The organism is Nocardia sp. NPDC004260, assembly GCF_053603155.1.
Genome location: NZ_JBSGEZ010000070.1, coordinates 1 through 25,462 on the forward strand (window position 1 = coordinate 1; position 25,462 = coordinate 25,462).

Here is a 25,462-nt window from a genome sequence, read left to right on the forward strand (position 1 = left end):
GCCGCCGCGTAGGCGACGAAGGAGCAAGCGGCGGCCGCGCAAACGCGAGCCGGGCCGCGAACGGAACAGGCTCGGTCTCGCTTCGCTCGAAAGACATGGCTGAGGTGCGCTGAGCGCGTCCGGGATGCGAGTCGCGGAGCCGGTGCGCGCGGAGTGAGGGCGGCCACGTCAGGCTCGTCGGCAGTAGTGGCTCGTCGAGGCTGGTTACGCGAATGTCGATCAGCCGTCATAGTTCGGGTTGCTGCTCGTTTCGCCGTGGGCGGAAACGCCGCCGGGACGGAATCGACTTGAACTCAACCATTGTTGAGGTCTTAGTGTCGGTGGCCAGGTCTTGGATGGGGCGGGGAGCGAGAGGGAGAACAACGTGAGCATCGAATCCGTGGCGTGGAGCCAAATGTACCGGCGGGCGAACGCCCCGCAGGAACAGCGGCCGTTCCGCCGCGCCACCGCACGGCGCATCGTTCGGTTCGCCGCGCCGCACCGGCGGCGTATCGGCGCGTTCCTGCTGTTCAGCGTGATATCGGCGGTACTCGCCGTGGCCACGCCGGTGCTGGCGGGCCGGGTCGTCGACCACATAGTCGGCGGCGCCGCGCCGCGGGTGGTGGTCGTCCTCGCGGTGGTGATCGGCGTGCTCGCGGTGTTCGACGCCGGACTCGGGGTGGCGACCCGGTGGATGTCGGCGCGAATCGGGGAAGGGCTCATCCTCGACCTGCGCACCGCCGTGTTCGATCACGTGCAGAAGATGCCCGTCGCCTTCTTCACCCGAACCAGGACCGGCGCGCTGGTCAGCCGCTTGAACAACGATGTCATCGGCGCCCAGCGCGCGTTCAGCGACACCCTGTCCGGCGTGGTGGCCAATCTGGTGACCCTCGCGTTGACCCTCGGGGTGATGATCAGCATCTCGTGGCAGATCACGTTGCTGGCGCTGGTGTTGCTTCCGGTATTCGTGCTGCCTGCGCGCCGGATGGGCAACCGCCTAGCCGATTTGCAGCGGGAAGCGGCCCGGCTGAACGCGGCGATGAGCACCCAGATGACCGAGCGGTTCTCCGCGCCGGGCGCGACGCTGGTCAAGCTGTTCGGCCGTCCGGAACAGGAGTCCGACGAGTTCGCGCTGCGGGCCCGACGGGTGCGGAACATCGGCGTGCGCACCGCGATGCTGCAAACGGTCTTCGTCACCTCGCTCACGCTGGTGTCCGCGCTGGCGATCGCCTTGGTGTACGGGCTCGGCGGCTGGTACGCGCTGCGCGGGCAATTGGACGCGGGCGCGGTCGTGTCGCTGTCACTGCTGCTGACCAGGCTCTACACGCCGCTCACCGCACTGGCCAGCGCCCGGATGGAGATCATGGCCGCGCTGGTCAGCTTCGAGCGCGTCTTCGAAGTGCTCGACCTGAAGCCGCTGATCGAGGACGCGCCGGATGCGAAAACGGTGCCTGCGGGCCCGGTCGCGGTGGAGCTGGACGCGGTGCGCTTCGGCTACCCGTCGGCCGACAAGGTGTCGCTGGCCTCGCTGGAGGACGTGGCGAATCTGGACACTCGCGGCGGGGTGGAGGTGCTGCACGACGTGTCGCTGCGCGCCGAGCCCGGTCAGCTGATCGCGCTGGTCGGCTCGTCGGGCGCGGGAAAGTCGACCATCGCGCAGCTGGTCTCCCGCCTCTACGATGTCGACGCGGGCGCGGTGCGATTGAACGGCATGGACGTGCGCGAGCTGACCACCGGATCGATCCGCGACACGGTCGGGCTCGTCACCCAGGACGGGCACCTGTTCCACGACACCATTCGCGCCAATCTGCTGCTCGCGCGGCCGGAGGCCACCGAGGACGACCTCTGGGACGCGCTGCGGCGCGCCCGGCTGCGCGACTTGGTTGCGTCGCTGCCGGACGGGCTGGAGACCGTGGTCGGCGAGCGCGGCTACCGGCTCTCCGGCGGTGAGCGCCAGCGCCTGACCATCGCGCGCCTGCTGCTCAAGCAGCCGCGCGTGGTGATCCTGGACGAGGCGACCGCTTCGCTGGACTCGACCTCGGAAGCCGCCGTGCAGGAGGCGCTGTCCGAGGCGCTGGAGGGCAGGACCGCGCTGGTGATCGCACACCGGCTGTCCACCATCCGGGCCGCCGACCAGATCCTGGTTCTGGAAGACGGCCGGATCGTGGAACGCGGCACGCACCCCGAGTTGCTGAACGCCGATGGCCGCTACGCGGAGCTGTACCGGACGCAGTTCGCCGAGGAACCCGTCACCGCCGCGGCGTGATCCGTCGTCCGGCTAGCTCGCCGTCTGATCCGCGGTACAGGTCGTGTCGGCGTCCGGCAGGGTTCCCGCGCCGAAGTAGGTGTTGATCGCGTTGTTCACGCAACTGCTCAGCTCGGGCCGGAACGTCATGTGGATACGGACGTCTTGCAACGTGACCATCCGCGACTGCGACAGAAACTGGTGCAGCCGGACGCCGTGTGCATAGGGAGTGCGCGGATCTCCCGTCGCCTGCACGATGAGGGCGGGCACCGCGTTCCGGACCACGGTCGCGGGTTCGACCGGTCGAGGCCAGAAGGCGCACGGCTGGATGTTGCCCGCCAGCGCGCCGAACACCGGTTGCGTGGCCCGGTTCTCCTCGATGTTGCGCCAGTACCAGAGGGGATCAATGGGCGCGCTGACATCGCCGCAGGCGACCTCCGCCAGAACGGAATTCTCGTTGTCGCGCAGCGCCGCCACGATGGCGCGCAACCGCGGCGTCCGGGAGGTCGTGGGCGGACCGCCCGCGGCGTCGGCGAGTTCGCGCACCGTCGCGGCCAGCGGTTCGTTCAGCCGGAAATTCCACAGCAAGGCGTGCATGATGAACGGCAACCAATGGTCGTCGATCGCGAATCCATCGATGACGATCGGCTGGCGGTGGGCGATGCGGACCAACTCCTCGACCTTCGCGCGCACTTGCTGCGGCGTCGCGCCGAGCCGGAACTCCTCGTCCCGGGCGGCGGCCCATACCGCCCAATCGTCCAAAGCGATCTCGTCGGCGGGTCCCCAATCCTGTACCAAGCCCGTCCAATACCGATCCGGGTCGATCGCGCTATCGAGCACGACCCGATCGCTGCGCTCGGGGAACATCTGGGTGAACACCGCCCCGAGATACGTACCGTAGGACAAGCCGTAGAAATTGATCTTCTCCTCGCCCAGGGCCGCCCGGACGACGTCCATGTCCCGCGCCGTATTGCGAGTGGTGAACTGCCGCACCAACTCCGGATCACGAACGACGCAGCTCGCGGCCATGCCGGCGGATTGAACGGTGTCGTGCACGAAACCCAGCGGATCCAGGCCCGCCGACCGGACCATCTCGCCGACCGGCCACCCGCACCGCGGACTCGAGGTCGATTCGCCGACTCCGCGTGGGTCCATCCCGATCAGGTCGTAACTCGCCAGCACGTCGGGCGACAGCACGTCACCGAGCAGATCCACACTGTCCAGGCCCGGGCCGCCGGGGCCGCCCGGATTCGACACCAGGATGCCCCGCCGCCGCGCCGGATCGCTCGCCTTCACCCGGGATATCGCCAAGGTGATCGTGCGACCGTCGAGACGCCCGTAGTCGAGCGGCACGAGGACATTCGCGCACTCGCCACCGGCTTTGTCCAAATTCTCGACGCCGCACGGCTTCCACTCGAGCGTCTGGTGGTAGAAGCGGTCCGCGCCGCTCGGGTGCGAGTCGGCCACCGGCTCGGCCCGGCCGTACGCGGGCGCGGCCAGCAGTGCGGACACCGCCACAATCGACATCGAGCGCCAGAACGGATTCGTGGACAACGAAATTCGCCTCTCGACCGGAGCGAGCACGTGGGTGGATGCGGAAGAACCGTATCGGATCGGTGCTCGCGACGGCGGCAACGGCTTCCCCCGCGCGGCGAGCTCCGATCGAGGCCGTCCGTGGAAGGGAGCACGCTCGGGCGAACCGACGAAGCCCGGCTCGAACGAATCGAGCCGGGCTTCGCTGATCGGTCTCCTGCCCTGCGGTCTCGGTAGGTCCGGAACGCATCCGGCGTGGATGTCGTCCGAGCGCTACCGAGGACTTGCGGTCAGAATTCGCCCATGACGCCGAGAACGGTGCGCCCCCGGTGGCTGCCGTTGCGGATGGAGCGCAGCACCCTCTCCACATCGGTGATCGGAGCGTAGTTCTCCAGGGTCGAAAGATGCTGCGGTCGTAGTTCTTTGCCGAGCTGGGCCCACACCTCCCTGCGGCGCTCGATCGGAAGGTTGACCGAATCGATGCCTTCCAGGGTGACGCCGCGCAGAATGAACGGCATCACCGTGGTGGGCAGTTCCGCTCCGCCGGTGAGCCCGCTGGCCGCGACCACGCCGCCGTAGCCGGTGGCGCTCAGCACGTAGGCCAGCGACGCGCCGCCGACGCTGTCCACGGCCGCGGCCCACCGCGCTTTGGTCAATGGCCGCAGCTTGGCGTTCGGGTCCTCCGGCAGCCTGCCGATCACCTCGTTCGCACCGATCTCGCTGAGCAGATCGTCCGCGTCGGTCTTGCCGGTGGAAGCGATGACTTCGAAGCCGAGGCCGGAGAGAATGTCGAAGCTCACGCTGCCGACCCCGCCGGTCGCGCCGGTGACCAGCACCGGGCCCGCGTCCGGCGTGAGGCCGCGATCGAGCAGGGCCTGCACGCTCAGCGCCGCGGTGAACCCGGCGGTGCCGAGCGCGGCCGCGTCGCGCAGGCTCAGGCCCTCCAGTTTGACCACCCATTCGGCGGGCACCCTGGCGTATTCGGCGAAGCCGCCGTTGTGCGCGACACCGATGTCATATCCGTGCGCGATCACCTGGTCACCCGGGGCGAAATCGTCGTCGGCGGACTCGACCACCTCGCCGATGATGTCGATCCCGGGGACGATCGGGTAGTTGCGCACCACACCGCCGCCCTTGGTGATCGCCAGCCCGTCCTTGTAGTTCGCGCTCGAGTAGTGCACTCTGATCGTCACGTCACCCGGCCCGAGGAAATCCTCGCCGGCCTGCTGCCGGGTCAGGACGATCCCGCTATCCGATTCGTGTGCCACCATCGCCCAGAACTCCATGCGGACGAGCATACGAGCGTCCGGACGGGTCCGGGAGTTACCGCGGCAGGAGTTCCAGCCGCACGCCGAGCAAACGAACCGGGCGGTCGAGGTCGAACCGTTCGATAATGCGCAATGCCGTCTCGGCGATTCGCGCGACGTCGATGGTCGGTTCGGGCAGTTTTTCCTGTTTGCTGCGTGTGTAGAAGGTGCTCGTGCGCACCGTCACCGAAACGCGGGTGCCGATCCGGCCCGCCGCGGCCATCTCCTCGGCGACCTCGGTGGCCAGCCGCGAGACTTGGGCGCGGATCTCCCCGGGATCGGTCAGATCGTGCGGGAAGGTCTCCGATTTGCTGCGGCCGACCGGGATTCGCGGTTCGGTGGTGACGTCCGTATCGCCCTTGCCGTGGCCGAGCACCCAGAGATACGGACCGGTGTTCGGCCCGAATTCGGCGGTGAGTCGCTGCCGGTCCGCCGTCATCAGCTCGCCCACGGTCCCGATACCGAGTTCGGCGAGCCGGGCGGCGATGCGGTTGCCGATGCCCCAGAGCGCGTTGGTCGGGCGATGGGCCATCACCTCGGTCCAGTTCGCGGCGGTGAGCCGGAAGACGCCCGCGGCGGCGCCCGCATCGGCGGCGGGCTCGGCCGAGGACTTGCCCGCCGACTTGGCGAAGCCGGTCGCGAGCTTGGCGGTGAGCTTGTTGTCCCCGATGCCGATCGAGCAGGTCAGCTCGAGTCCGGCGATCGCGTCGCGTACCTGTTGTGCGAGAGCTTCCGGGTCGTCGGTGTCGGCGGCGAGGAACGCCTCGTCCCAGCCCCACACCTCGACCCGTCCCGGAAACGTCCGCAGCAGGGCCATGACCTCGTCGGAGGCGTCCTCGTAGGCAGCCATGTCCAAAGGAAGGAACACGCCGTCGGGGCACTTGCGCTGGGCGCTGCGCAGCGGCATTCCGGCCCGCACACCGAACGCGCGCGCCGGATAGGACGCGCAGGTCACCACCTTGCGTGGTTCGGCGGGATCGCCGTGGCCGCCGACGATGACCGGCAGCCCACGCAGTTCCGGATGACGACGGAACTCCACCGCCGCCTGGAACTGATCGAGATCGACATGCAACAGCCATCTGGCCACATGCCGTTCTTACCGCAGGGGTGCGACACCGAACCGGAATTCCGATGCGATCGCCCGTCGGCCGGCATCGCCGCGCCTGCGTCGTGCCGATTGCCGGTCTCCCATGCGACTCTGCCCGTTGCACAGCACGAAAAACAGAACTAAATTCTGGATATGAAGATTCGAGATCGGTTGCTGTTGGCGGCCGAGCGTCAGTTCGCCGAGCACGGTGCGCTCGACGCGACGCTGACGCAGATTCGGGACGCGGCGGGCGCCAGTGTCGGCGCGCTCTACCACCACTTCCCCGACAAAGCCGACCTGTACCGGCAGGTGTGGGCCAACGCGCTGGCCGACTACCAGCAGCATTTCTGGGCGGTGGTCGGCGACAGCGCCGACGCGCGGGATGGTGTCACCGCGGGTGTACGCGAGCATCTGCGGTGGGTGTGCGAGAACCAATACCGTGCGACCGTGCTCACTTCGGCGCGGCCGCCGGGGGTGCGCGAGAGCGAGAGCAATCGCCGCTTCCTGTCCGACGTGACGCGCTGGTGGCGCACCCACGCCGGATACGGGACGGTGCGCGATCTTCCGATCGACCTGCTCTACGCGCTGTGGCTGGGTCCGGCGCAGGAATACACGCGACAGTGGCTGGGCGGCGACATGCGTATCGCTCCCATCGAAGTCGCGGACGAGCTGGCCGACGCCGCCTGGCTGGCGCTCGCCGCCGACCGCGCCCGAGCGGCGCGGGAGCTCGCCGAGTGACCGCCGTCAGCACCCTCGACCTGGACGGCGCCAAGAAGATATTGGCCGCGCAGCCGTTTGCCGCCCTGGTCGGCACCGAGATCACCGCGTTCGGCGACGGCGCCGCGACCTTGGTCATCCCGCTGCGCCGGGAACTGACCCAGCAATTCGGCTACGTACACGGCGGCGTGCTCGCCTACGCCGCCGACAACGCCCTCACCTTCGCGGCCGGAACGGTTCTCGGCCCTAATGTGCTGACCGGGGGAGTCACCGTCACCTACTTACGTCCGGCCGCGGGCGAGCGATTGCGCGTCGAGTCGATCGTCACCGGATCGACCAGCCGCCAGGCGGTTGCCCGCTGCGAGATCTACGCGGAAAGCCCGGACCGCGAACCGATTCTGTGCGCGGTGGCCCAAGGGACCACCCGGCGCGCGGAAACCGACCTGACCGGCACCTGACCTCCCATCGCGGCTTCGCACCGCGACCGCACCCTGATCGGCGGTACGCGAAAAGCCGGGCACGGAGTGCTCCGTGCCCGGCTCGTTCGACGCAGGTCAGGCGGTCGCGGCGAAGGCCGGGCCCAATGCGGGCTCGGTGACCGGCTCGATCGCGTAGGCCAGGATGTCGGCCACGTCGGCGACCGGCCGGACGTCCAGCGCGGCCAGCACTTCCGCCGGGACGTCGTCCAGATCCGGCTCGTTGCGCGCCGGGATGAACACCGTCTTCAAGCCGGCCCGCTGGGCGGCGAGCAGCTTCTGCTTCACGCCGCCGATCGGCAGCACCCGGCCGTTCAGCGTGACCTCACCGGTCATGCCGACGTCCGATCGCACCTGACGACCCAGCGCCAGCGACACCAGGGCGGTGACCATCGTGACGCCCGCGGACGGCCCGTCCTTCGGCACCGCACCCGCCGGGAAGTGGATGTGGATGTTGCGATCCAGCACCGACGGCTCGATCCCGATCTCCTCCAGGTGCGAGCGCACGTAGGTCAGCGCGATCTGTGCCGACTCCTTCATGACGTCGCCGAGCTGGCCGGTGAGGGTCAGCGAGCGCTCACCCTCGGCGGCGTTCGCCTCGATGTAGAGGACGTCGCCGCCCGCGCCGGTCACAGCGAGGCCGGTGGCCACACCCGGGACAGCCGTGCGTTCCACCGAGTCGGGGGTGAAGCGCGGACGACCCAAGTAGTCCTTCAGGTCGTCCAGACCGATCGTCAGGGCTCCGGCGTCACGCTGGACGTCGTAACCCAATTCCGGGTCGTAACCCGATCCGGTTTCGCGCTCCGACAGCCGCGTGGCCGCTTTGCGCAGCGCCTTGGCGATCAGCCGCTCCATCTGCCTGACCCCGGCCTCCCTGGTGTAGTCGGCGGCGATCTCGCGCAGCGCTTCCTCGCTGATCGACACCTCCTCGGCGGTCAGCGCGTTGCGCTCCAGCTGCCGCGGCACCAGGAAGTCGCGCGCGATGGCCACCTTGTCGTCCTCGGTGTAGCCGTCGACGGTGATCAGTTCCATCCGGTCCAGCAGCGGGCCGGGGATGGTCTCCATGACGTTCGCGGTCGCGATGAACAGCACGTCGGACAGGTCGAGGTCCAGATCCAGGTAGTGATCGCGGAACGTGTGGTTCTGCGCCGGGTCCAGCACCTCGAGCAGCGCGGCCGCCGGGTCGCCGCGGAAGTCCGAGCCGACCTTGTCGATCTCGTCCAGCAGGACGACCGGGTTCATCGAACCGGCTTCCTTCATGGCCCGCACGATCCGGCCGGGCAGCGCGCCGACGTAGGTGCGGCGGTGACCGCGGATCTCGGCCTCGTCGCGCACGCCGCCGAGGGCCACGCGGACGAACTTGCGGCCGAGGGCTCGCGCCACGGACTCTCCCAGCGAGGTTTTGCCCACGCCGGGCGGGCCGACCAGCACCAGCACCGCGCCGGACCCGCGTCCGCCGACCACTTCCAGGCCACGGGCGGCCCGGCGAGCGCGGACCGCCAGGTACTCGACCATGCGGTCCTTGACCTCTTCCAAGCCGTGGTGGTCGGCGTCCAGCACCGCGCGGGCAGCCGAGACGTCGGCGCTGTCGGTGGTCTTCACCGTCCACGGCAGCTCGAGCACGGTGTCCAGCCAGGTCCGGATCCAGCCGGATTCCGGGCTCTGATCGCTGGCACGCTCCAGCCTGCCGACTTCGCGCAGCGCCGCCTCACGCACGGTGTCGGGCAGGTCGGCCTGCTCGACGCGGGTGCGGTAGTCGTCGGCGCCGTCGGGCTCGTCCTCGCCGAGTTCCTTGCGGATCGCGTTGAGTTGCTGGCGCAGCAGGAATTCGCGCTGGCTCTTCTCCATGCCCTCGCGCACGTCTTCGCTGATCTTCTCGCTGATCTCGGCCTCGGCGATGTGCGCCTTGGTCCACTCGATCAGCGTGGTCAGCCGCTCGGCCGCGTCGGGGGTCTCGAGCAGTTCACGCTTCTGCTCGGAAGTCAGGTACGGGGCGTAACCCGCGGTGTCGGCGATGGCCGACGGGTCGGTCAGCTGATTGACCGCATCGATGATCTGCCAGGCCTCGCGGCGTTGCAGCACCGAGACGACCAGCTTCTTGTATTCGGCGGCCAGTTCCTTCGTGCGGCCGTCCGGAGCAGGCGTCTCGACCGGCTCGGCCTCGACCCACAGCGCGGCCCCCGGTCCGGTGACACCGTGCCCGATCTTGGCGCGCCGTTCGGCCTTGAGGACGGCCGCCGGGGCTCCGCCGCGCATCCGGCCGACCTGTTCGATGGTGGCGACCACGCCGTAGGTGGCGTAGCCCTCGTTCAGCCGCGGCGCGAGCAGCACGGCGTCGGTCTTGGCGGCGCGCGCGGCATCGATCGCGGCCTGCGCCGATTCGTCCAGTTCGATGGGCACGACCATGCCCGGCAGCACGATCGGATCGGTCAGGAACAGCACCGGCAGGTTCTGAGGTGTAGTCACGTCTTCGACCTTCCAAAAGTTGAGCGATGCCTACTCAACCCCAGGGTGTGCTGGTTTGTTCCACCCCGACCGGTCCGTTCGCTGACGGCGAAGTTCCGACCGGTACGGCCCACGCTTCGCGTTGACACCCCGTCCAAGGCAATGAGAACGTTGGGGCCTTGATATCTCATACCGGCGGTACCGCCGGATCGGCTTAGGGAGTCCCATCGATGTCGTCGCTCGCCGCCGGCGTGTTCATCGACTGGGAGAGCGTGACCGGGCAGCCGAAATTCGTGGTCGACCTGATCACGTTCCCGATCTTCAGCGCGCTGGCGGGATGGCTGACGAACTGGACCGGCGTGCTGATGCTGTTTTCGCCGGTCGTTTTTCGCGGCATCCGCATCCCGGGCCTGCACGTGCTCTATCCATACTTCCCCCGCCGGGTGCAAGTGCTGCCGACCTTCTCCGGCGACGGCCGCCGTCTCGGATTCCAGGGCTTCATCCCGGCGCGGGCGGAGAAGATGGCCAGCATCTGCGTGGACAAGGCCCTGATGCGGATCGGCAGCCCTAAAGATTTCATCCAAGAACTCGATCTCGACGGCATCGCCGACTACATCGCGGTGCTGGCGCGGCAGCAGGTGCGCCCGCTGGTGGACGAGCTGATGTACCGGGAGAACGCGGACCTGTGGCGTACCGTGCCGCGCGCCGCCAAGCAGCTCATCTACCAGCGAGTGGACCGGGAACTGCCCACACTGTCGCGCCGCGCGTTCGCGTCGCTGGGCGACAACGTCGACCAGTTGATCGGCATCAAGGGTTTCGTGATCCGCTACCTGCAGGACAACCCGGCCATTCTCGAGGACTTGACCACCACCATCGCGGCGCCCGAACTGCGCTTCATGGTGCGCATCGGCTTGCTCGGCGCGCCCTTCGGCGTGCTGCTGGCTCTGTACCTGCACGTGCACCAGCAGATTCCGGTGCTGGGCTTGGCCCCCGGCTGGGTGATCGTGCTGCTCGCCTCGGCGGCGATCGGCGTGATCGTGAACGTCATCGCGGTGAAGATGGTGTTCGAGCCGGGCGATCCGCAACCGAGGTACAAGTACCTGTGGAAGCAAGCACTGCTGGCCAAACGGCAGCCGCAAGCGGCGACCGATCTGGCGCACATCCTGGCCTACCAGGTGCTGACGCTGCCGAATCTGTCCAAGGAGCTGCTGGAAGGCCCGAACGGGGACAAGACCAGGCAGTTGCTGGAGCGCTTGATCGCTGACGAGATCCATCGTCAGCTCGGGCCGACCACCACACTCGTGCGGGCGGCGCTGGGGCGTCGCCAGTTCGACAACCTCACGGTGGGCGCGGCGGGCGCCGCGGTCGGCTTGGCGCCGACCCTGGTCGAGGACGAGGAATTCACCCGGGAGCAGGCCAAGACCATCGACGAGTTCGCCGCGCGTAAGCTGCGGCGGCTCACGCCGGGGGAGTTCATGGAGATGTTCTACGCCTCCGTCGAGCAGGACGCCTGGCTGCTGTATCTGCACGGCGCGGTCCTCGGCCTCGTCGTTGGAGCCGCCCACTTGATCCTTTTCGGCTGGTAGCAGGGCCGCCGCCCACAATATAAAACAAGCGTGCTTGCCTTTTTTTGGGCTCGCTGCGATGCTGGACGACGGTGGCACACGAGGCGGTGGGCCCGGAACCGGCAGGGGCACAGATGGCTGATCTAGAGGCGTTGCTCGGCGACTTCGCCGACGAATGCGCGGACCTGGAACGACTCGTCGCCCCGCTGGCGCCCGAGGAATGGGCGCGCGCCACACCCGCGCCCGGGTGGACCATCGCACACCAGATCGGACATCTGGCCTGGACCGATGAGATCGCGACGATCGCCACCGCGGACCCCGCCCGCTTCCAGCAGTTGCTGACCGAAGCCGGACCTCGCGCGCTCACGTTCGTCGACGAGGCCGCTGAGCAGGCCGCGACCGAACCGCCCGCCGAGTTGCTCGACCGCTGGCGGCGTGGGCGCGCGTCGATCACCGCCGCACTGCGCGCCGTGCCCGCGGGCGCCAAACTGCCGTGGTTCGGCCCGCCCATGAGCGCAGCGTCGATGATCACCGCCCGCATCATGGAGACCTGGGCGCACGGGCAGGACGTGGCCGATGCCCTCGGCGTGCACCGGTCGCCCACGGCGCGGTTGCGCACCGTGGCCCATATCGGCGTGCGCACCAGGAATTTCGCCTACACCGTGCACGGAAAGACGCCGCCCGCAGCGGAATTCCGGGTCGCACTCACCGCGCCGGATCGCACCATCTGGTCGTGGGGACCTGAGGACGCCGAACAGCGGGTGACCGGACCCGCACTCGACTTCTGTCTGCTGGTGACGCAGCGCCGCCATCCGAACGATCTGGAAATCTCGGCGCATGGCGACGACGCCGCGGAATGGCTCACTATCGCACAGGCTTTCGCGGGACCGACGGGCGAAGGAAGGACAGCGGGCCAGTTCACCTGACCCGCCCACACCCGGCCCGGTCCATGCGGAATCGGGAGCGGGCGAGCGCCACACTTGGGTGCGCCGTGTTCATGTCGACGGCCGGACGCCGTTGGCCGGGTGTCTCGAGATGGCAGTCGAGAATGGCGCTCGCCAGCTACCCGAATATTTACCCGCCCGTGCGTTCACGGAAACATCGACGCCATGCACGCCAGGGCGCACCGGCTCGCCCCATGCTGCGCCCGTTGTGATTCTGCTCTCTCAGATGCGGTATGCCCCTCCGCCGCGCAGGTAATCTCGTCGGGCGTACAGCTTTCCATGGTGCTGATCGCCTGTGGGGAGCAGCGTCGCAGGGAAAGGAGCGCATCGTGACAGCACACCGGCCTGCCCAGGTCGCACGGCATGCCGCCGTCGTGCTCGCCGGTGCGGCCAGCCTCAGCCTGACCGTCGCGGCCGGCGCTTATATCGTCCACCAGATCGCCGATACGCAGCACCCCGATACTCCGATCGCCGCGCCGGTCACCCCAGCCGTCCCGGACGAGCCCGGTCGCGGACGAGGCACGGTCTTCTATCCCCTGCTGACCGGCAACAGCTTCGTCTTGCCCGCAGCGGTTTCCGCTCCGCGTGCCGGCGAGCCGGAAACTGCCGAGCCGCAGGCCGATTCACCTGCCACACCGCCGGGGCGCACGCCTCTGGGCGGGAAAGTTCGGTTCGGTGACGCCTACGTCGGCGCGCAAGTCGCGGAGAGCGCTGCCGACACGGTTTCGGTCACCGTGGACACGAATGCCTTGACGGCGCTCACGGGTCTGTTCCGCTCCGACTCCGCGCCGGAGCAACCGGGCGCCGTGACCACCATGCGCACCGACCTCGATACCCAGCGCGGCGAAGTGCGAGTGGCGTTCTCCGACCCGAGTCTGGGCGAGCACGACCTGCACCTGGATCGGCGCCCCGCTCCCGCGCCGAAGGGAACCGGCGAACACGCGTCCACGCACGGCGCAGCGGATTCCACCGTGGTGTGACACACCGTTTACCCTGCTCGGCATGAGCGCCTACGATTTCTGCGTCATCGGCGGCGGCATCGTCGGCGTGGCGACCGCGCACCGGATCCTGGCGCGCCATCCCGGTGCGAGCCTGGTGCTGCTGGAGAAGGCAGAGCGTCTGGCGGTCCACCAGACCGGGCACAACAGCGGCGTCATCCACTCCGGCATCTACTATCCGCCGGACAGCCTGAAGGCCGAGCTGTGCCGCCGGGGTGCGCGATGGACCAAGGATTTCGCTGCGGCACACGACCTTCCGTACCGGGTCTGCGGCAAATTGCTGGTCGCCACCGACGATGCCGAGTACGGACGCATGCTCGCACTGCACGAACGTTCCGTCGTCAACGGCGTGTCCGTCGAGCTGATCGACGCCGCGGAGCTCACGCGGCGGGAACCGCGCGTCACCGGTGTCGGCGCCCTCTTCGTCCCGGACACCGGCATCATCGACTTCACCCGGGTGACCGAAGCGCTGGCCGAGGAAGTCCGCTGCGCGGGCGGCGAATTCGTGCTGGGCGCCGAGATCGCCACGCTCACCGAAACTTCGGACGCGGTAACCGCCGCCGGCCCGGCCGGTTCGTGGACAGCTCGCCGCTTGGTGGTCTGCGCGGGGCTGCAAGCCGACCGGATGGCACGGGCCGCCGGGCTGCGCACCGACTTTCGCATCGTTCCCTTCCGCGGTGAGTACTACCAGCTGCCGCAGGAGCGCAACGGCCTGGTCAGCACGTTGATCTATCCGATCCCCGATCCGGAATTGCCTTTCCTGGGCGTGCATCTGAGCCCGACCATCGACGGAGCGCTCACGGTGGGTCCGAACGCGGTGCTCGGTCTCGCGCGGGAGGGCTACCGCAAAGGCAGTCTGGACCTGCGGGACGCGCGAGAGGTGCTCGGGTTCCCGGGTTTCCACCGCGTCGCCAAGGCGAACGTGCGCACCGGCCTGCGAGAGCTGCGCAACTCGCTGTTCAAGCGGGGATACCTGGCACAGTGCCGCCGCTACTGCCCGGAGCTGACGCTCGCCGATCTGCTCCCCCGGGAAGCGGGAATTCGCGCGCAAGCGGTATTGCGTGAAGGAACCTTGGTGCACGACTTCATGATCGAGCGCACCGAGCGCTCGGTTCATCTGCTCAACGCCCCTTCACCTGCGGCGACCTCGGCCATGCCGATCGCGGAACACATCGTCGACCAACTCTGAGCGCGCGACGGAGGAGCCCTTTCCCAAGCAACTACTCGGTCGCAATCTTGCGATTCGTCGCATCGAATCGAGCCGAGCCCTCGAATAAAGAGGAGAGCTGTAGTACTTTTAACGCCAGTCGTGGAACAGGGAGGGCCTATGGGCCACATCAAGTACGCGAGTGACGTCGGAGCGCCCGTCGAGGTCGCTTTCAACTACACGGACAACCCACTATTCGTACCGGATTGGATGTTCGGGATCGCGGACTTCGTACCGACCGGCGACCAGGACCGCGGACTCGGCGCGGTCTTCGCCACCACCAGCCGCCTCGCGCTCTGGCAGCCGACCACCACCTGCGAGATCACCGAATACCGCCGCAACGCGGTGATCGGGTACGCACTGCGCGGACATTTCTCCGGCACACTGCGGCTGCGCTTCGACCCGCTCGGTTACGGACGCTCGGTACTGACCTCCGAGGCGGAGTACAGTCCACCTCGCGGAGTGCTCGGGCGCCTGAGCGCCGGCCTGCTGGACGCCGCGGTGAGAACGGCGTTGCGCCGCACGGAGTCGCGGTTACGGAGGGAGATAGAGGAATTCCACGGTACCGATCTTGTCGGTCGGATTGCGTAGGGTGCCAGCCATGATCATCGTGAGCACCGACGGATCCTGCCTCCGCAATCCCGGCGGCGCCATCGGCTGGGCTTGGGTCAATCATCAGGGCTCCTCGGCGAGTGGGGGAGCCGCTTCCGGAACCAACCAGGTCGCGGAGTTGCGCGCGGTGCTGGAGGCGATCGTCGCCCACCCCGGGTCCGAACCCCTGCTCATCGAGAGCGATTCGCTCTACGCCATCAAATGCGCCTCGGAGTGGGTGTCGGGGTGGCGGCTCAACGGCTGGCGCACGTCGACCGGTGGGGCGGTGAAGAACGTCGAACTCGTCCGGCAGATCGATCGGGCCATCGCGAGCAGGCCGGGACCGGTCCGGTTCCGTTGGGTCCGTGGACACGTCGGCAACTATTTCAACGAGCAGGCAGACGCACTGGCCGGAGAAGCGGCTCGGCAGGCCGCGGTCACCGCGGCTGTCGCCGAGGCGAACACCGTGGAAATGCTCGCGGTGACTGTGGAGGAAACGCCGACGGCGCCGGAAGCGCCGAAAGACGAGGCCGCGGGGAAGGCGGCCGCGCCGTCGGCGCCACAAGCTCTGACGCTGTTCTGACGCGCCCGCCGAAGCGCCGCGAGCTGCCCGAATGACCTCCGGCGGTGGTGGCTCGGCCCACCGCCGGAGGCGCTCGGCTAGTTGCCCGGCTGCGGTACGGGCTGACCAGACGGTGCGGGCTGCCCCGGGGCGCCCGGCGCGGGAGCACCGCCCGGCGCGGGAGCACCGCCCGGCGCGGGAGCGCCAGGCAGGCCGGTGCCCGCGCCCTTCAACATCGGCGAATCGAGCTTCTCGACCAGCCACTTGTCGCCCGACTTGTGCAGCTGGGCGATCACCACGACGAACTGCCGCTCGGGGTTGGCCTGGGTGAAGTTGGTCCGGTACTGCGTGAGGGTCACCAGCACCTTGGCCGAGGTCTGGTCACCGGACTGGTAGCCGCACTGCACGTCATCGACCCAGGACTTGACCTTCGCCTGCACCATGGCGTCCTTCAACGCCTTGGTCGCGTCGTCGAACTCCTTGAGGAACTCGCCCGACGAGCCCGCCTTCACCGTGGTGAAGTAGTCATCGAGGTTCTTCGAGTAGTCGTAGACCGAGACGTCCTTGCCGAATGCGCACGCGGCGTTGGTCGAGTCGCGGATCGCGTCGAGCTTGTCGCCGCGGTCCTTGCCCTGCAAGAAGAACACGACCACCGCGGTGATCGCGGCGACCGCGAGCACGCCGGCCACGAACGCGGCCACCAGCGGAAGCGAGGTGGATTTCCCGGCCTTGTCTGCCTTCTCCGCCTTGGACAGGTCGGGCTTCGCCGCGCCGGCGGCATCCTGCGACTTCTCGGTCACCGCGTCGGTGTCCTGGTCGGAGGCGGGCGTGGTCTCGGCGTCCTTGCCGGTCTCGGCGTCGTCGGTAGACATCGATAAAACCTGCACTTCCCCGGCGCGCGTCGGTGCGCACCGATTGGCTTCAGCGGCCCGCGACAGCGAACCTTACGGGTTCCACCGGCGAGTATGCCCGCCCGGCGGGATGACCGCCGGGCCGGGTACGACTCACCGCACCGGAGGCAGCGTCCGCTCGTTGGGATCCACACCCGGCGGCATGTGCGCGCCGTTGTCGGGCACGTCGGGCCGCGGCGCGTTGGCGGCGCCGCGGATCTGCTGACCCGGCGGCGGGTTCTCACAGTAGTTCCACTTCGGGATCGTGCCGTCCTGCACGACCTCGTTGCGGATCTTGGGAGTGTTGTAGGTGCAGAACGGCCGCGGCCAGATGTCGATCATCGCGTGGAACTCGCCGTCGTGCGCCGGAATGCCGAGCGCTTCGCCACCGAGCGCGAGCGAGGGGAACAACGCGCGCAGCGCGGGCAGTCGCAGCTGCGCCGCCTTCGTGATCGCCTGGAAGTTGGTCGCCAGGCTGGTGATCGGATCGGCTGTCTTGTCCACCACCGCGCCCAGGCTGGTGAGCTGACCCGGCGCGGTCTCCAGCACCCGTTGCAGTTCCGCGTTCGCCCTGTTGAACTGCTCGAACAGCACGCCGGAGTTGCTGGTCAGCGTGGCCAGGTCGGGCTGCGCCATGGATGTGGTGTTCGCGATCGTGCGCAGGTTGGTGATCAGATTCGTGGTCTGCGGCAGCAGCGAATCCAGGCCCGCCATCGCCAAGCTGATGCCGTTGACCAGCCCGCGCAGCTGGTCCGGGCCTCCGCTGAGCGCGATGTCCAGCTCGTTCAGGATGACCTGGAAGTGATCCGGGTCGATCTGCGCGATCAGGGCGCTGGAGTTGTCCAGCACCGACCACACCGGCGTCGGCGTGTGGATCTTGTCCGGATCGAACTTGATCACCGCGCCGTTGGCCAGATACGGCCCCTGCTCGACGGTCGGGCGGAAGTCGATGTACTGCTCACCCGCACCGGACAGCGCTTGCACCGCGATCTGGGTGTCCACCGGGATCTTGTACTTCGACTCGATCTGCGCGGTGGCGGCGATGGCCTGGCCGCGATCGGTCAGCTGGATCGAGGTCACCTTGCCGATGCGCCAGCCGCGCAATGTCACGTCGTTGCCCGGCTGCAGACCACCGGAACGGTCCAGATTCACCGTGACCGTGTAGTCGGACCGCAGCGGGTTCACCCGCATCACGTTCACCAACAGGTAAGCGGCGCCGACCAGGAGCACGAGCACCAGGCCCAGGTTCGACAGGAAGATCTTGCTTCCGAACACTTTGCGCACGGAGGTCATCGATGGCCTCCCGCCACTCGACCCTGAACGAGTTGCAGCACCTGGATCAGGCTGCCCGCGAAGTCCTGCAAGTCGTTGAGGTCCTGGAGCTTGCCGTGCTGCGGATCGGTGAGCGCGCTGATGTCCAGGTTGGTCGCGGTCGCGTACACCGCGAAACTGCCGCCGCGGAAGGTGGCGTCCACCTTCGGCCGCAGGACCCGCAGCCGATCCAGCAGGACGCCGAAGCCGTCACCGGTCTTGGCGATCGCGTCCATCAGCTGATGGGTGTTCTCCAGCAGTCCGTTCAGGTTCTCGGTCGAGGTGTTCGCGTAGTCGCCCAGCGCGGCGCTGGTGGTGGACAACTTGGTGAGCAGATCGCCGAGGGCCCGGTTGTTCTCGGCGATCGCGCCGACCATCTGCGGCAACGTGTCGGCCACCTCGCCGAGCTCCGAGCGCCGCCCCTCGATGGTGTTGGCGAGGGTGCTGAACTCGCCGAGCACGCTGTCCACCCGGGCGGAGTTGGCGTTCAAACTGCCCACCACTCCGGTCATCTCGGTGATCAGATGGGCGAGCTGCTCACCACGCCCGCCGACGATGGAGTCCAGCTCCGAGCCGAGCTTGGAGAGGCTGGCGATGCCGCCGCCGTTGAACAGCATGGAGACCGAGATGAGCAACTGCTCGACGGTCGCGCCCGCCGAGGTGCTGTCGATGGTGAGCGTGTCGCCGTCGTGCAGCATTGCCGCGCCGGGCTCGGTCTTGGGCTTGGACACCGCGACGAACACGTCACCAAGCGGGGTGGCCTGACGCAGCTCCGCCGTGCTGCCTTTGGGCAACTCGATGTCCTTGCGGATGGTCAGGTCCACGATGGCCTGGAAGTTCTTGGTCTTGATGTCGGTGACCACGCCGACGTCCGAACCGCCGATCTTCACCTTCGCCTGGTCGGGCAGGTTCAGCGCGTTCTCGAAGACCGCGTGGATGGTGTAGGTCTCCCCGCCCTGACCCGGTTTCGGCAGCGGCAGCTTCTCCACGGTGAGCCCGCAGCCGGAGGTGACCGCCACACCGGTCACCGCGGCGACGGCGACCAGTGCCCTGCGTGCCTTGATCGTCATTCGGTACGTCATTTCGTCAGTCCGAGCAGTGCGGCGGTGAGCCCGTAGTCGGGGCCGAAGTCCTGCATGTTTCCGGTGCGGCAGCCATCGGCCCTCATCTGGATGCGTTCGCAGAACAGGCTGACGATCTCACCCGACAGCGCGGTGCCGATCACCGCGTGCAACCGGACGTACTGATGCTCGCGGTTGATGATGTTGTCGACGTTCTGCATGACCATCGGCGCCAGGTCGGCGACCTCGGTGAGGCCACGAGCGTTGTCGCGCAACTGCTGGGTCACGTTGGTCAGGCCGGTCATCGTGCCCTGCAACTGGTCCTGGTACTGCGTCAGCGTGGTGCTCGTGTTCTGCAGGAAGGCGAGCAACTGGTCGAGTGTGGCCTGCAAGCCGGGAGCCTGTTCGGCGAGCAGGCCGGTCATCTGGGTCACCCGGTTGCTGAAATCGCGCACCGACTGATCGTTGTCGGCCAGCATGGTGGTGAGGTCGTTCAGCTTGATGATGATGCTGGAGATCGCGTCCTTGTTGTCCACGCCGACCTTCAGCGCGCTGGACAACGCGTTGAGGGTGTCGCGGATCTTCTCGCCGTTGCCGTTGAGCATCGGGTAGAGCACCCGGCCCGACAACGGGCCGATGCCCTCCTGGCCCGGCTCCGGCTTCAACGCGGCGGCGAACTGATCGATGGTCTTGATCATCGTGTCCAGCTCGACCGGGGTCTTGGTGCGGGCCTTCGGCAGGTGCGAACCGTCGGACAAGGTCGCACCGCCGGTGTAGACGGGGGTGAGCTCGATGTGCCGGTCGGTCACGATGGACGGCGAGATGATCGCGGCCATCGCGTCCTGCGGTATCTTCACGTCCTTGTCGAGGGACATGTGCACCTCGATCAGCGTGCCCTTGGGCACGATCTTGTCGACCTTGCCCACGTCGAGCCCGAGCACCGTGATCGGGTTGCCTTCGTAGATGCCCGCGATGTTGTCGAAGTCGGCGGTGATCCGCAGGGTATTGCCCAACGCGTCGTTCACCGAACTCGGCAGCAGCGAGCAACTGCCGACCGTCAGCGCGGCAGCGCCGATCAGGAGCGTCTTCGCGACGGTCCTCAGCGGAAAGCCCGTGCGGAATTTCATCCCTGGCACCCCTCGATAACTTGGGCGAAGCACAACCAGTTGTCCGGGAACAGCCACGGCAGGCCGACATCGCCGTACGGACCGCTGCCACCCCAGGAGTTGGCCAGGTAGCGCAGGGTCGGCGGCATGAGCGACAGCATCCGATCCAGGTTGTCCTTGTTCTTCTGCAGGCCCTCGGCCATGGTGTTCAGCTGTTGGATGGTCGGGCCGAGCTGATCGTTGTTCTCCGCGCCGATCGCCTGCAGCTGCTTGGTCAGCGCCGCGACGTTGTCGAGCAGCTGGCGCAGCAGCGCCTGGCGCTCCATCACCCGGTTGGCGATGGCCTCGCCCTGGGTGATCACCAGCAGGATGCTGTTGCGGTTGTCGGCGAGGATCCGGGTGACCCGATCCAGATCCTGGAGCAGGGCGTCCACTTCGGTCTTGCGGCGGTCGACGACCTTGGCCAGCGCGCCGACGCTGTCCAGCGCCTGGGCGGTGAGCTGGGGCGAGCCGTTCATCTGCTCGTTGATCAGGTTCAGCGAATCGGCCAGCTTCTTGGTGTCGAGCGCCTCGAACTTCGGGGTGCCGACCTGCACCACGTCGGCCAGGTTGTACGGCACCGAGGTGTTGGACACCGGGATCCGCTTGCTCTTCAGACCCGAACCGTCGCCCGGCTCGAGGTCGACGTACCTGGTGCCGAGCAACGTGGCCATCTTGATCGAGGCACGCGCGTCCGGGCCGAGTTTCACGTCGTCGCTGACGCTCAGCGTGAGCAGCACGTGACTGCCCTCGAGTTCGGCGCCGACCACCCGGCCCGAGGACACGCCGGCGATGTTCACCTTGTCGCCGACCTTGATGCCCGCGGCCTGCACGAACTCGGCCTTGATCGACTGCTCGCCGACGCCGATCAGCTTGTAGACGCTGGACACCAGCAGCAGCACGACGATGAGGGCGCCGCCGACGATGCCCAACCAGAAGTACCGGTTGCTCTCGAACCTGGACCTGAGCTTCGTCATCATGGGCGGCACACCGCCGAGTGCGAGGTGCCACCGATCTGGGAGAACAGGCCGCGGGGGAACAGGACGCCGTAGAGCGACACGTCCAAGCCGCACAGGTAGGCGTTGGCGTAACCGCCCTCCGAGGTGTGCCTGCCCGCCGCCGACAGGACGTTCGGCAGGTCGATCGCGGCTTGGTCGAGCTTGGCGCCGTTGTCCAGCAGCAGCGTCAGCGCCGCGCTGGTGGAGTTCTGCGCCGTGCGCAGACCCGGCTGGACCCGGTCGAGCATGCCGACCACCGATGTGGTCGCGCTCGCGATCTGCTCGGTCGAGGCGAGCAACGACTGTCCCTGTTCGTATAGCCCGCCGATCAAGGCCCGGGTCTGGGTCACCAGGGTCTCCAATTCATCACCTCGTTTCGCCAACCCGGACATCACGCCCGACAGGTTGGTGATCACATCGGACAGGATCGCGTCCCTGCGCTGGAAGTCGGTGGCCAGCTGGGCGGCCTGGACGATGAACGCGCTCAGCGAGACGCCGTCACCTTGCAGTGCCTGGATGAAGGTTTCCGACAGCCGGTTGACCTGTTCGGGCTGCAACACCTGGAACAGCGGCTGGAACCCGTTCAGCAGACCCGACACATCGAACGACGGCTCGGTGCGGTCGATCGGAATGGAACCGTTGTTCTTCAGCGGCGCCGGGTTGGACCCCTTGCCGGGGGCCAGCGCCACGTACCGCTGACCGATCAGATTCTGGTAGCGGACCAGCGCTTTGGTGTCGTTGTAGATCGTCTGGTCGCGCTGCACCACGAAGGTGACCTTGGCGACCGACTTCTTCAGATTCCCGTCGCGGCCGAGCTCGATCTTCTCGACCTTGCCGACGCGCACGCCCGCCATGCGGACGTCGTCGCCTTCGTGCAGGCCGAGCACATCGGAGAACGTGGCGGAGTAGGTGTAGGTGTCGCCGCTGACGATACGCGCCAGCGTGTTCCACACCACCACCGTCACCAGGATCGACACGATGGCGAAGATGCTGAATCCGATCAGCGGTTTGCGAATGCTCATCGTGCGGCACCGTTGTCGGCCACCTGCATGGTTCCGCCCTTCAGAATCGTGCTCAGCAGCAGGTATTCGGCGGTGGTCGGCTTGCGGCCGAGCAGCGCGGTGATCGCCGAGTCACCCCGGTAGGAGATCGGCGCCGCCGACGGCGTGCCCTCCGGCGCGGCGGCCGGAGCCGCGGGCGCGGGGGCCGGAGCCGCGGCGGGCGGGAGCAGGCCCGGCGGCAGCATCGGGAACAGACCCTCGAGCGGGGTGCCCGCGAACGGAGCGGGAGCGCCGCCGGTCGGGGCGGCCGCGGTGGCGCGGTTCGGATCCGGGGTGGTGACGCCGGGAATCAGCGGCAGACCGGGCATCGGCACCACCGGAGGAAGCCCGGCGGCCGAGGCGAGCGCGCGCGGCTTCAGCTGCTCCGGCAGCTCGCCGACATCGGCGACGGCCGGAGCGGTGTAGCAGCTCGGTCCGACCATCTCGCCGTAGCGCGGGCAGTCGGCCACGGTGTAGGGCCGGTACGGGGTGAGCGTGATGCCCGCGTCCCAGACCTGCTGCTTCTGCGGACCCCAGGTGAACGTGGTGTCCATCCGGCGCATGGTCTCGCTGAGGTTCAGCAGGCTCCTGGTGATCGCGTCGGGGTCCGCGGCGAGTGCGCCGAACATGTCGTTCGTGCCCGCGGTGACCTCGATGCCCACGTTCGGGTTACGGGCGAACAGGTCGTTCACCGTGTCGATGGTTCCGCTGGTGCCGGTGATCAGCGAGACCAGCTCGCTGCGCCGGTCGGCGATGGTGCGCGCGGTCTGCACCGAGCTACCGAGCACGTCGACCAGCTCGGGCGCGGACTGGTTGAGCGCGTGGAACGACGCGGAGAAGTCGCCGAGCAGCACACCGAGATCGGGAATCGACTCGTCGACGGCCAGCAGCCAGCGGTCCAGCCGCTCGACGGTGGAGCCGGGCATCCGCCCGCTGCCGTCGAGAGCCTGCGACAGGGTACCGAGCACCCGGCCGAACTGCACCGGATCGATCTTGTCGAGGATGTTGCGGACCGTGGTGAGCGTGTCCTGCAGCGCGATGGTGCCCTTGCTGCGGTCTTCCTCGATGACCGAACCCTCGTGCAGGTACTGGTCGGCCGGTCCGTTGAAAACGAGTTCGACGGAGGTGACGGCGAACAGGTTGCTCGGCACCACGCGAGCGGTCACGTTGGACGGGATGTCGCCGGCGAACTCCGGCTTCATCTCGATCCGCACCTGCTGCAGCTCGCCTTTGGCCGCCACATCGACCGTCTTCACCGCGCCGACGAGCACGCCGCGGAACTTGACGTCGGCCTGCTCGGGCAGACCGTCACCCGTGGTGGTCAGGTTCGCGGTGACGTTGACCTTCTCCTGGAAGTAGCCCTTGTAGCGCAGCATCAGGAAGCCGAGCACCAGCGCGAACACGACCAGACCGCACACGCCTGCGATGAGCAGCTGCCGCATCGTGGGCCCGCGCCCACTGGGATCGATGATCATCTGGTGTCTACCCCGAGATCCGGATGCCGGGGTTGACGCCCCAGATCGCCAATGTCATGAACAGGTTCGCGAAAACGACCGCGATGATGCACATCTTGATCGCGCGGCCCGCGGCCACGCCGACGCCCTCGGGGCCACCGGAGGCGAAGAAGCCGTAGTAGCACTGGATGAACGTGGTGATCGCGACGAACAGGATCGCCTTGATCAGCGAATAGATGACGTCGGTCGGGACGAGGAACTGGTAGAAGTAGTGCTGGTAGGTGCCGGTGGCGGTGCCGCCGATCAGCCGCACCGTCAGCGAGCAGGAGACGTAGGCCATCGTGAGGCCGAGGCAGTAGAGCGGGATGATGGCCACCATCGCCGCGAACATCCTGGTGCTGATCAGATACGGCAGCGGCCGGATGGCGATGGACTCCAGCGCGTCGATCTCCTCGGAGATGCGCATGGCGCCGAGCTGCGCGGTGAACCGGCAGCCCGCCTGAGCGGCGAAGGCCAGCGTGGCCAGCAGCGGGCCGAGTTCGCGAGTCGTCGCGAACGCCGAGATCGCACCCGTGATCGGACTCAGACCGAGCAGGTTCAGCGAGTTGTAACCCTGGATGCCGACGGTCATGCCGCCGAACGCACTCAGAATGACGACGACGCCGATGGTGCCGCCGCCGACGACGAGATTGCCGTTGCCCCAGGTGACATCGGAAAGCAGGCGCCACACTTCCTTGGGGTAGTGCCGCAGCGCCAGCGGAATCGAGCCGATCGAACGCAACAGGAAGAACACCTGGTGGCCGAGCCTGGCGAGCAGATCGACCGGAGCCTGCGCGGATTTCCGGAACGCCTGGAGAGGCCGCAGCAGCGGCGGTACATAGGTTGATGACACCGGGTCAGACCACCTGTGACGGGAATAGTGCGTTGTAAACCTGGGTGATGATGAGGTTCACCCCGAACAGCATGATGGCGGAGCTCACCACGGCGGAATTCACCGAGTTCGCGACACCGCCGGGACCGCCCCGGGTGTTCAATCCGGTGTCGCAGGCGATGATTGCCGCCAGCAGACCGAAAATCAGCGATTTCGCCAGAGCGACAAGCAGATCGGTGGTAACCGCGAACGAAGAGAAGGTGCCGACGTAGGAACCCGGCGTACCGTTCTGCGCGAAGATATTGAAGATGTAGCCGGTCAAGAAGCCGACGAAGACGACGAAGCCGCACAGCAGCACGCTCACCAGCATCGCCGCGCCCAGGCGCGGAGCGACCAGCCTGCGCATCGGATCGACGCCCATCACCTTCATGGCGTCGATCTCCTCGCGGATGGTGCGCGAGCCGAGATCGGCGCAGACCGCCGAGCCGACGGCGCCCGCGATCATCAGCGAAGTGACCAGCGGAGCGCCCTGCTGGATGATGCCGAGGCCGTTGGCCGCGCCGATGAACGAGGTGGCGCCGACCTGCCCGGCGACCGAGCCGACCTGGATCGAGACGATGACGCCGATCGGGATGGCGACCAGCAGCGTGGGCGCCGCGGAGACGCTGGCCATGAACGCGCACTGCCGGACGAACTCACCGAAGGGGAAGCGCCTGCGGAAAATCGAGACGAACAGTTCGGCGACAGCGGCGAAGCCCATCGTGATCTGTCTGCCGAAGGTCTCCAGCGAACGCTTGGGATGATCTTGCCAGTAAGACCTCGTCCAATCGACCGCACCACTGAACCGTGACCCTGATGGTGGACTCTCGGTCGACTGCACTGGCTAATCCTCCTCGACGCCGGTTGGTAGCCCCGGCGACTCGTTTGCTTGACGCACCTTACTACGGAGTAGTGCAGAACACACCATCCCGTTGTGATCGCAGTCATAGATGTTCCTCACCGTCGCCGGAAAGCAATGGTTAGGGCGCGGAACATT

22 protein-coding genes are annotated in these 25,462 nt (G+C 67.6%); 9 read left to right on the forward strand and 13 right to left on the reverse strand.

Going from position 1 to position 25,462, the window contains the following annotated elements; translation table 11 throughout:
- Positions 1-364: 364 nt before the first annotated feature.
- A complete protein-coding gene (locus ACWEO7_RS30435; protein ID WP_452428299.1) occupies positions 365-2,245 on the forward strand; it encodes an ABC transporter ATP-binding protein in 1,881 nt (626 codons plus the stop codon).
- 12 nt (positions 2,246-2,257) lie between these two features.
- On the opposite strand, the gene ACWEO7_RS30440 is transcribed toward ACWEO7_RS30435, so the two are convergent.
- The 3 genes from ACWEO7_RS30440 to ACWEO7_RS30450 form a co-directional block, all read right to left on the reverse strand.
- A complete protein-coding gene (locus tag ACWEO7_RS30440) occupies positions 2,258-3,778 on the reverse strand; it encodes an alpha/beta fold hydrolase (protein WP_452428301.1) in 1,521 nt (506 codons plus the stop codon).
- 269 nt (positions 3,779-4,047) lie between these two features.
- Positions 4,048-5,043, reverse strand: coding sequence for an oxidoreductase (locus ACWEO7_RS30445; protein WP_452428303.1), 996 nt, complete (start codon positions 5,041-5,043; stop codon positions 4,048-4,050).
- A 37-nt stretch (positions 5,044-5,080) separates the two neighbouring features.
- A complete protein-coding gene (locus ACWEO7_RS30450; protein ID WP_452428305.1) occupies positions 5,081-6,151 on the reverse strand; it encodes a DNA polymerase IV in 1,071 nt (356 codons plus the stop codon).
- Between the two features lie 153 nt (positions 6,152-6,304).
- Between ACWEO7_RS30450 and ACWEO7_RS30455 the strand changes: the two genes are divergently transcribed.
- Entirely contained in the window at positions 6,305-6,889 is a 585-nt protein-coding gene (locus tag ACWEO7_RS30455; protein ID WP_452428307.1) for a TetR/AcrR family transcriptional regulator, read from the forward strand.
- Entirely contained in the window at positions 6,886-7,326 is a 441-nt protein-coding gene (locus ACWEO7_RS30460; protein ID WP_452428309.1) for a PaaI family thioesterase, read from the forward strand. The genes ACWEO7_RS30455 and ACWEO7_RS30460 overlap by 4 nt, the downstream gene beginning before the upstream one ends.
- 96 nt (positions 7,327-7,422) lie before the next feature.
- Here the strand turns inward: ACWEO7_RS30460 and lon are convergent, their stop codons facing one another.
- Positions 7,423-9,750: an endopeptidase La gene (gene lon / locus ACWEO7_RS30465; RefSeq protein ID WP_452428345.1), complete on the reverse strand. Its 2,328-nt coding sequence runs from the start codon at positions 9,748-9,750 to the stop codon at positions 7,423-7,425.
- A 269-nt stretch (positions 9,751-10,019) separates the two neighbouring features.
- Between lon and ACWEO7_RS30470 the strand changes: the two genes are divergently transcribed.
- From ACWEO7_RS30470 to ACWEO7_RS30495, 6 genes are all read left to right on the forward strand, one after another.
- Positions 10,020-11,375, forward strand: a complete 1,356-nt coding sequence (locus tag ACWEO7_RS30470) for a hypothetical protein (protein WP_452428311.1) — start codon at positions 10,020-10,022, stop codon at positions 11,373-11,375.
- Between the two features lie 113 nt (positions 11,376-11,488).
- A complete protein-coding gene (locus ACWEO7_RS30475; RefSeq protein ID WP_452428312.1) occupies positions 11,489-12,280 on the forward strand; it encodes a TIGR03084 family metal-binding protein in 792 nt (263 codons plus the stop codon).
- A 347-nt stretch (positions 12,281-12,627) separates the two neighbouring features.
- Positions 12,628-13,278, forward strand: coding sequence for a hypothetical protein (locus ACWEO7_RS30480; RefSeq protein WP_452428314.1), 651 nt, complete (start codon positions 12,628-12,630; stop codon positions 13,276-13,278).
- A gap of 22 nt (positions 13,279-13,300) precedes the next feature.
- Positions 13,301-14,485 carry an L-2-hydroxyglutarate oxidase gene (lhgO, locus tag ACWEO7_RS30485; RefSeq protein ID WP_452428316.1) on the forward strand — a complete coding sequence of 395 codons (1,185 nt, stop codon included), beginning with the start codon at positions 13,301-13,303 and terminating at the stop codon, positions 14,483-14,485.
- A gap of 138 nt (positions 14,486-14,623) precedes the next feature.
- Complete coding sequence (locus ACWEO7_RS30490; protein ID WP_452428318.1) at positions 14,624-15,094, forward strand: SRPBCC family protein; 471 nt, start codon at positions 14,624-14,626, stop codon at positions 15,092-15,094.
- 10 nt (positions 15,095-15,104) lie between these two features.
- Positions 15,105-15,677 carry a ribonuclease H family protein gene (locus tag ACWEO7_RS30495; protein WP_355078866.1) on the forward strand — a complete coding sequence of 191 codons (573 nt, stop codon included), beginning with the start codon at positions 15,105-15,107 and terminating at the stop codon, positions 15,675-15,677.
- 77 nt (positions 15,678-15,754) lie between these two features.
- Here the strand turns inward: ACWEO7_RS30495 and ACWEO7_RS30500 are convergent, their stop codons facing one another.
- From ACWEO7_RS30500 to ACWEO7_RS30540, 9 genes are all read right to left on the reverse strand, one after another.
- Positions 15,755-16,528: a hypothetical protein gene (locus tag ACWEO7_RS30500; protein WP_452428320.1), complete on the reverse strand. Its 774-nt coding sequence runs from the start codon at positions 16,526-16,528 to the stop codon at positions 15,755-15,757.
- Between the two features lie 132 nt (positions 16,529-16,660).
- A complete protein-coding gene (locus tag ACWEO7_RS30505; RefSeq protein ID WP_452428322.1) occupies positions 16,661-17,839 on the reverse strand; it encodes an MlaD family protein in 1,179 nt (392 codons plus the stop codon).
- On the reverse strand, positions 17,836-18,927 hold the full coding sequence (locus ACWEO7_RS30510) for an MCE family protein (RefSeq protein WP_452428324.1): 1,092 nt from the start codon (positions 18,925-18,927) through the stop codon (positions 17,836-17,838). The genes ACWEO7_RS30505 and ACWEO7_RS30510 overlap by 4 nt, the downstream gene beginning before the upstream one ends.
- Before the next feature lie 8 nt (positions 18,928-18,935).
- Positions 18,936-20,045, reverse strand: a complete 1,110-nt coding sequence (locus tag ACWEO7_RS30515; RefSeq protein WP_452428326.1) for an MCE family protein — start codon at positions 20,043-20,045, stop codon at positions 18,936-18,938.
- Entirely contained in the window at positions 20,042-21,043 is a 1,002-nt protein-coding gene (locus ACWEO7_RS30520) for an MCE family protein (protein WP_452428327.1), read from the reverse strand. Before ACWEO7_RS30520 ends, ACWEO7_RS30515 begins: the two co-directional genes overlap by 4 nt.
- A complete protein-coding gene (locus ACWEO7_RS30525; RefSeq protein ID WP_452428329.1) occupies positions 21,040-22,083 on the reverse strand; it encodes an MCE family protein in 1,044 nt (347 codons plus the stop codon). The genes ACWEO7_RS30520 and ACWEO7_RS30525 overlap by 4 nt, the downstream gene beginning before the upstream one ends.
- Complete coding sequence (locus ACWEO7_RS30530; RefSeq protein WP_452428331.1) at positions 22,080-23,576, reverse strand: MlaD family protein; 1,497 nt, start codon at positions 23,574-23,576, stop codon at positions 22,080-22,082. The genes ACWEO7_RS30525 and ACWEO7_RS30530 overlap by 4 nt, the downstream gene beginning before the upstream one ends.
- 7 nt (positions 23,577-23,583) lie before the next feature.
- Positions 23,584-24,447: an ABC transporter permease gene (locus ACWEO7_RS30535; RefSeq protein ID WP_450016011.1), complete on the reverse strand. Its 864-nt coding sequence runs from the start codon at positions 24,445-24,447 to the stop codon at positions 23,584-23,586.
- 4 nt (positions 24,448-24,451) lie between these two features.
- Positions 24,452-25,306, reverse strand: coding sequence for an MlaE family ABC transporter permease (locus tag ACWEO7_RS30540; protein ID WP_063016949.1), 855 nt, complete (start codon positions 25,304-25,306; stop codon positions 24,452-24,454).
- Positions 25,307-25,462 lie beyond the last annotated feature (156 nt).

Excerpts from the sequence above, each read along its gene's own strand:
- ACWEO7_RS30445 (WP_452428303.1), bottom strand. The coding sequence starts at position 5,043 with ATGGAGTTCTGGGCGATGGTGGCACACGAATCGGATAGCGGGATCGTC.
- ACWEO7_RS30455 (WP_452428307.1), top strand. The coding sequence starts at position 6,305 with ATGAAGATTCGAGATCGGTTGCTGTTGGCGGCCGAGCGTCAGTTCGCC.
- lon (WP_452428345.1), bottom strand. The coding sequence starts at position 9,750 with ATGGTCGTGCCCATCGAACTGGACGAATCGGCGCAGGCCGCGATCGAT.
- ACWEO7_RS30470 (WP_452428311.1), top strand. The coding sequence starts at position 10,020 with ATGTCGTCGCTCGCCGCCGGCGTGTTCATCGACTGGGAGAGCGTGACC.
- ACWEO7_RS30475 (WP_452428312.1), top strand. The coding sequence starts at position 11,489 with ATGGCTGATCTAGAGGCGTTGCTCGGCGACTTCGCCGACGAATGCGCG.
- lhgO (WP_452428316.1), top strand. The coding sequence starts at position 13,301 with ATGAGCGCCTACGATTTCTGCGTCATCGGCGGCGGCATCGTCGGCGTG.
- ACWEO7_RS30490 (WP_452428318.1), top strand. The coding sequence starts at position 14,624 with ATGGGCCACATCAAGTACGCGAGTGACGTCGGAGCGCCCGTCGAGGTC.
- ACWEO7_RS30495 (WP_355078866.1), top strand. The coding sequence starts at position 15,105 with ATGATCATCGTGAGCACCGACGGATCCTGCCTCCGCAATCCCGGCGGC.
- ACWEO7_RS30500 (WP_452428320.1), bottom strand. The coding sequence starts at position 16,528 with ATGTCTACCGACGACGCCGAGACCGGCAAGGACGCCGAGACCACGCCC.
- ACWEO7_RS30505 (WP_452428322.1), bottom strand. The coding sequence starts at position 17,839 with ATGACCTCCGTGCGCAAAGTGTTCGGAAGCAAGATCTTCCTGTCGAAC.
- ACWEO7_RS30510 (WP_452428324.1), bottom strand. The coding sequence starts at position 18,927 with ATGACGATCAAGGCACGCAGGGCACTGGTCGCCGTCGCCGCGGTGACC.
- ACWEO7_RS30515 (WP_452428326.1), bottom strand. The coding sequence starts at position 20,045 with ATGAAATTCCGCACGGGCTTTCCGCTGAGGACCGTCGCGAAGACGCTC.
- ACWEO7_RS30520 (WP_452428327.1), bottom strand. The coding sequence starts at position 21,043 with ATGATGACGAAGCTCAGGTCCAGGTTCGAGAGCAACCGGTACTTCTGG.
- ACWEO7_RS30525 (WP_452428329.1), bottom strand. The coding sequence starts at position 22,083 with ATGAGCATTCGCAAACCGCTGATCGGATTCAGCATCTTCGCCATCGTG.
- ACWEO7_RS30530 (WP_452428331.1), bottom strand. The coding sequence starts at position 23,576 with ATGATCATCGATCCCAGTGGGCGCGGGCCCACGATGCGGCAGCTGCTC.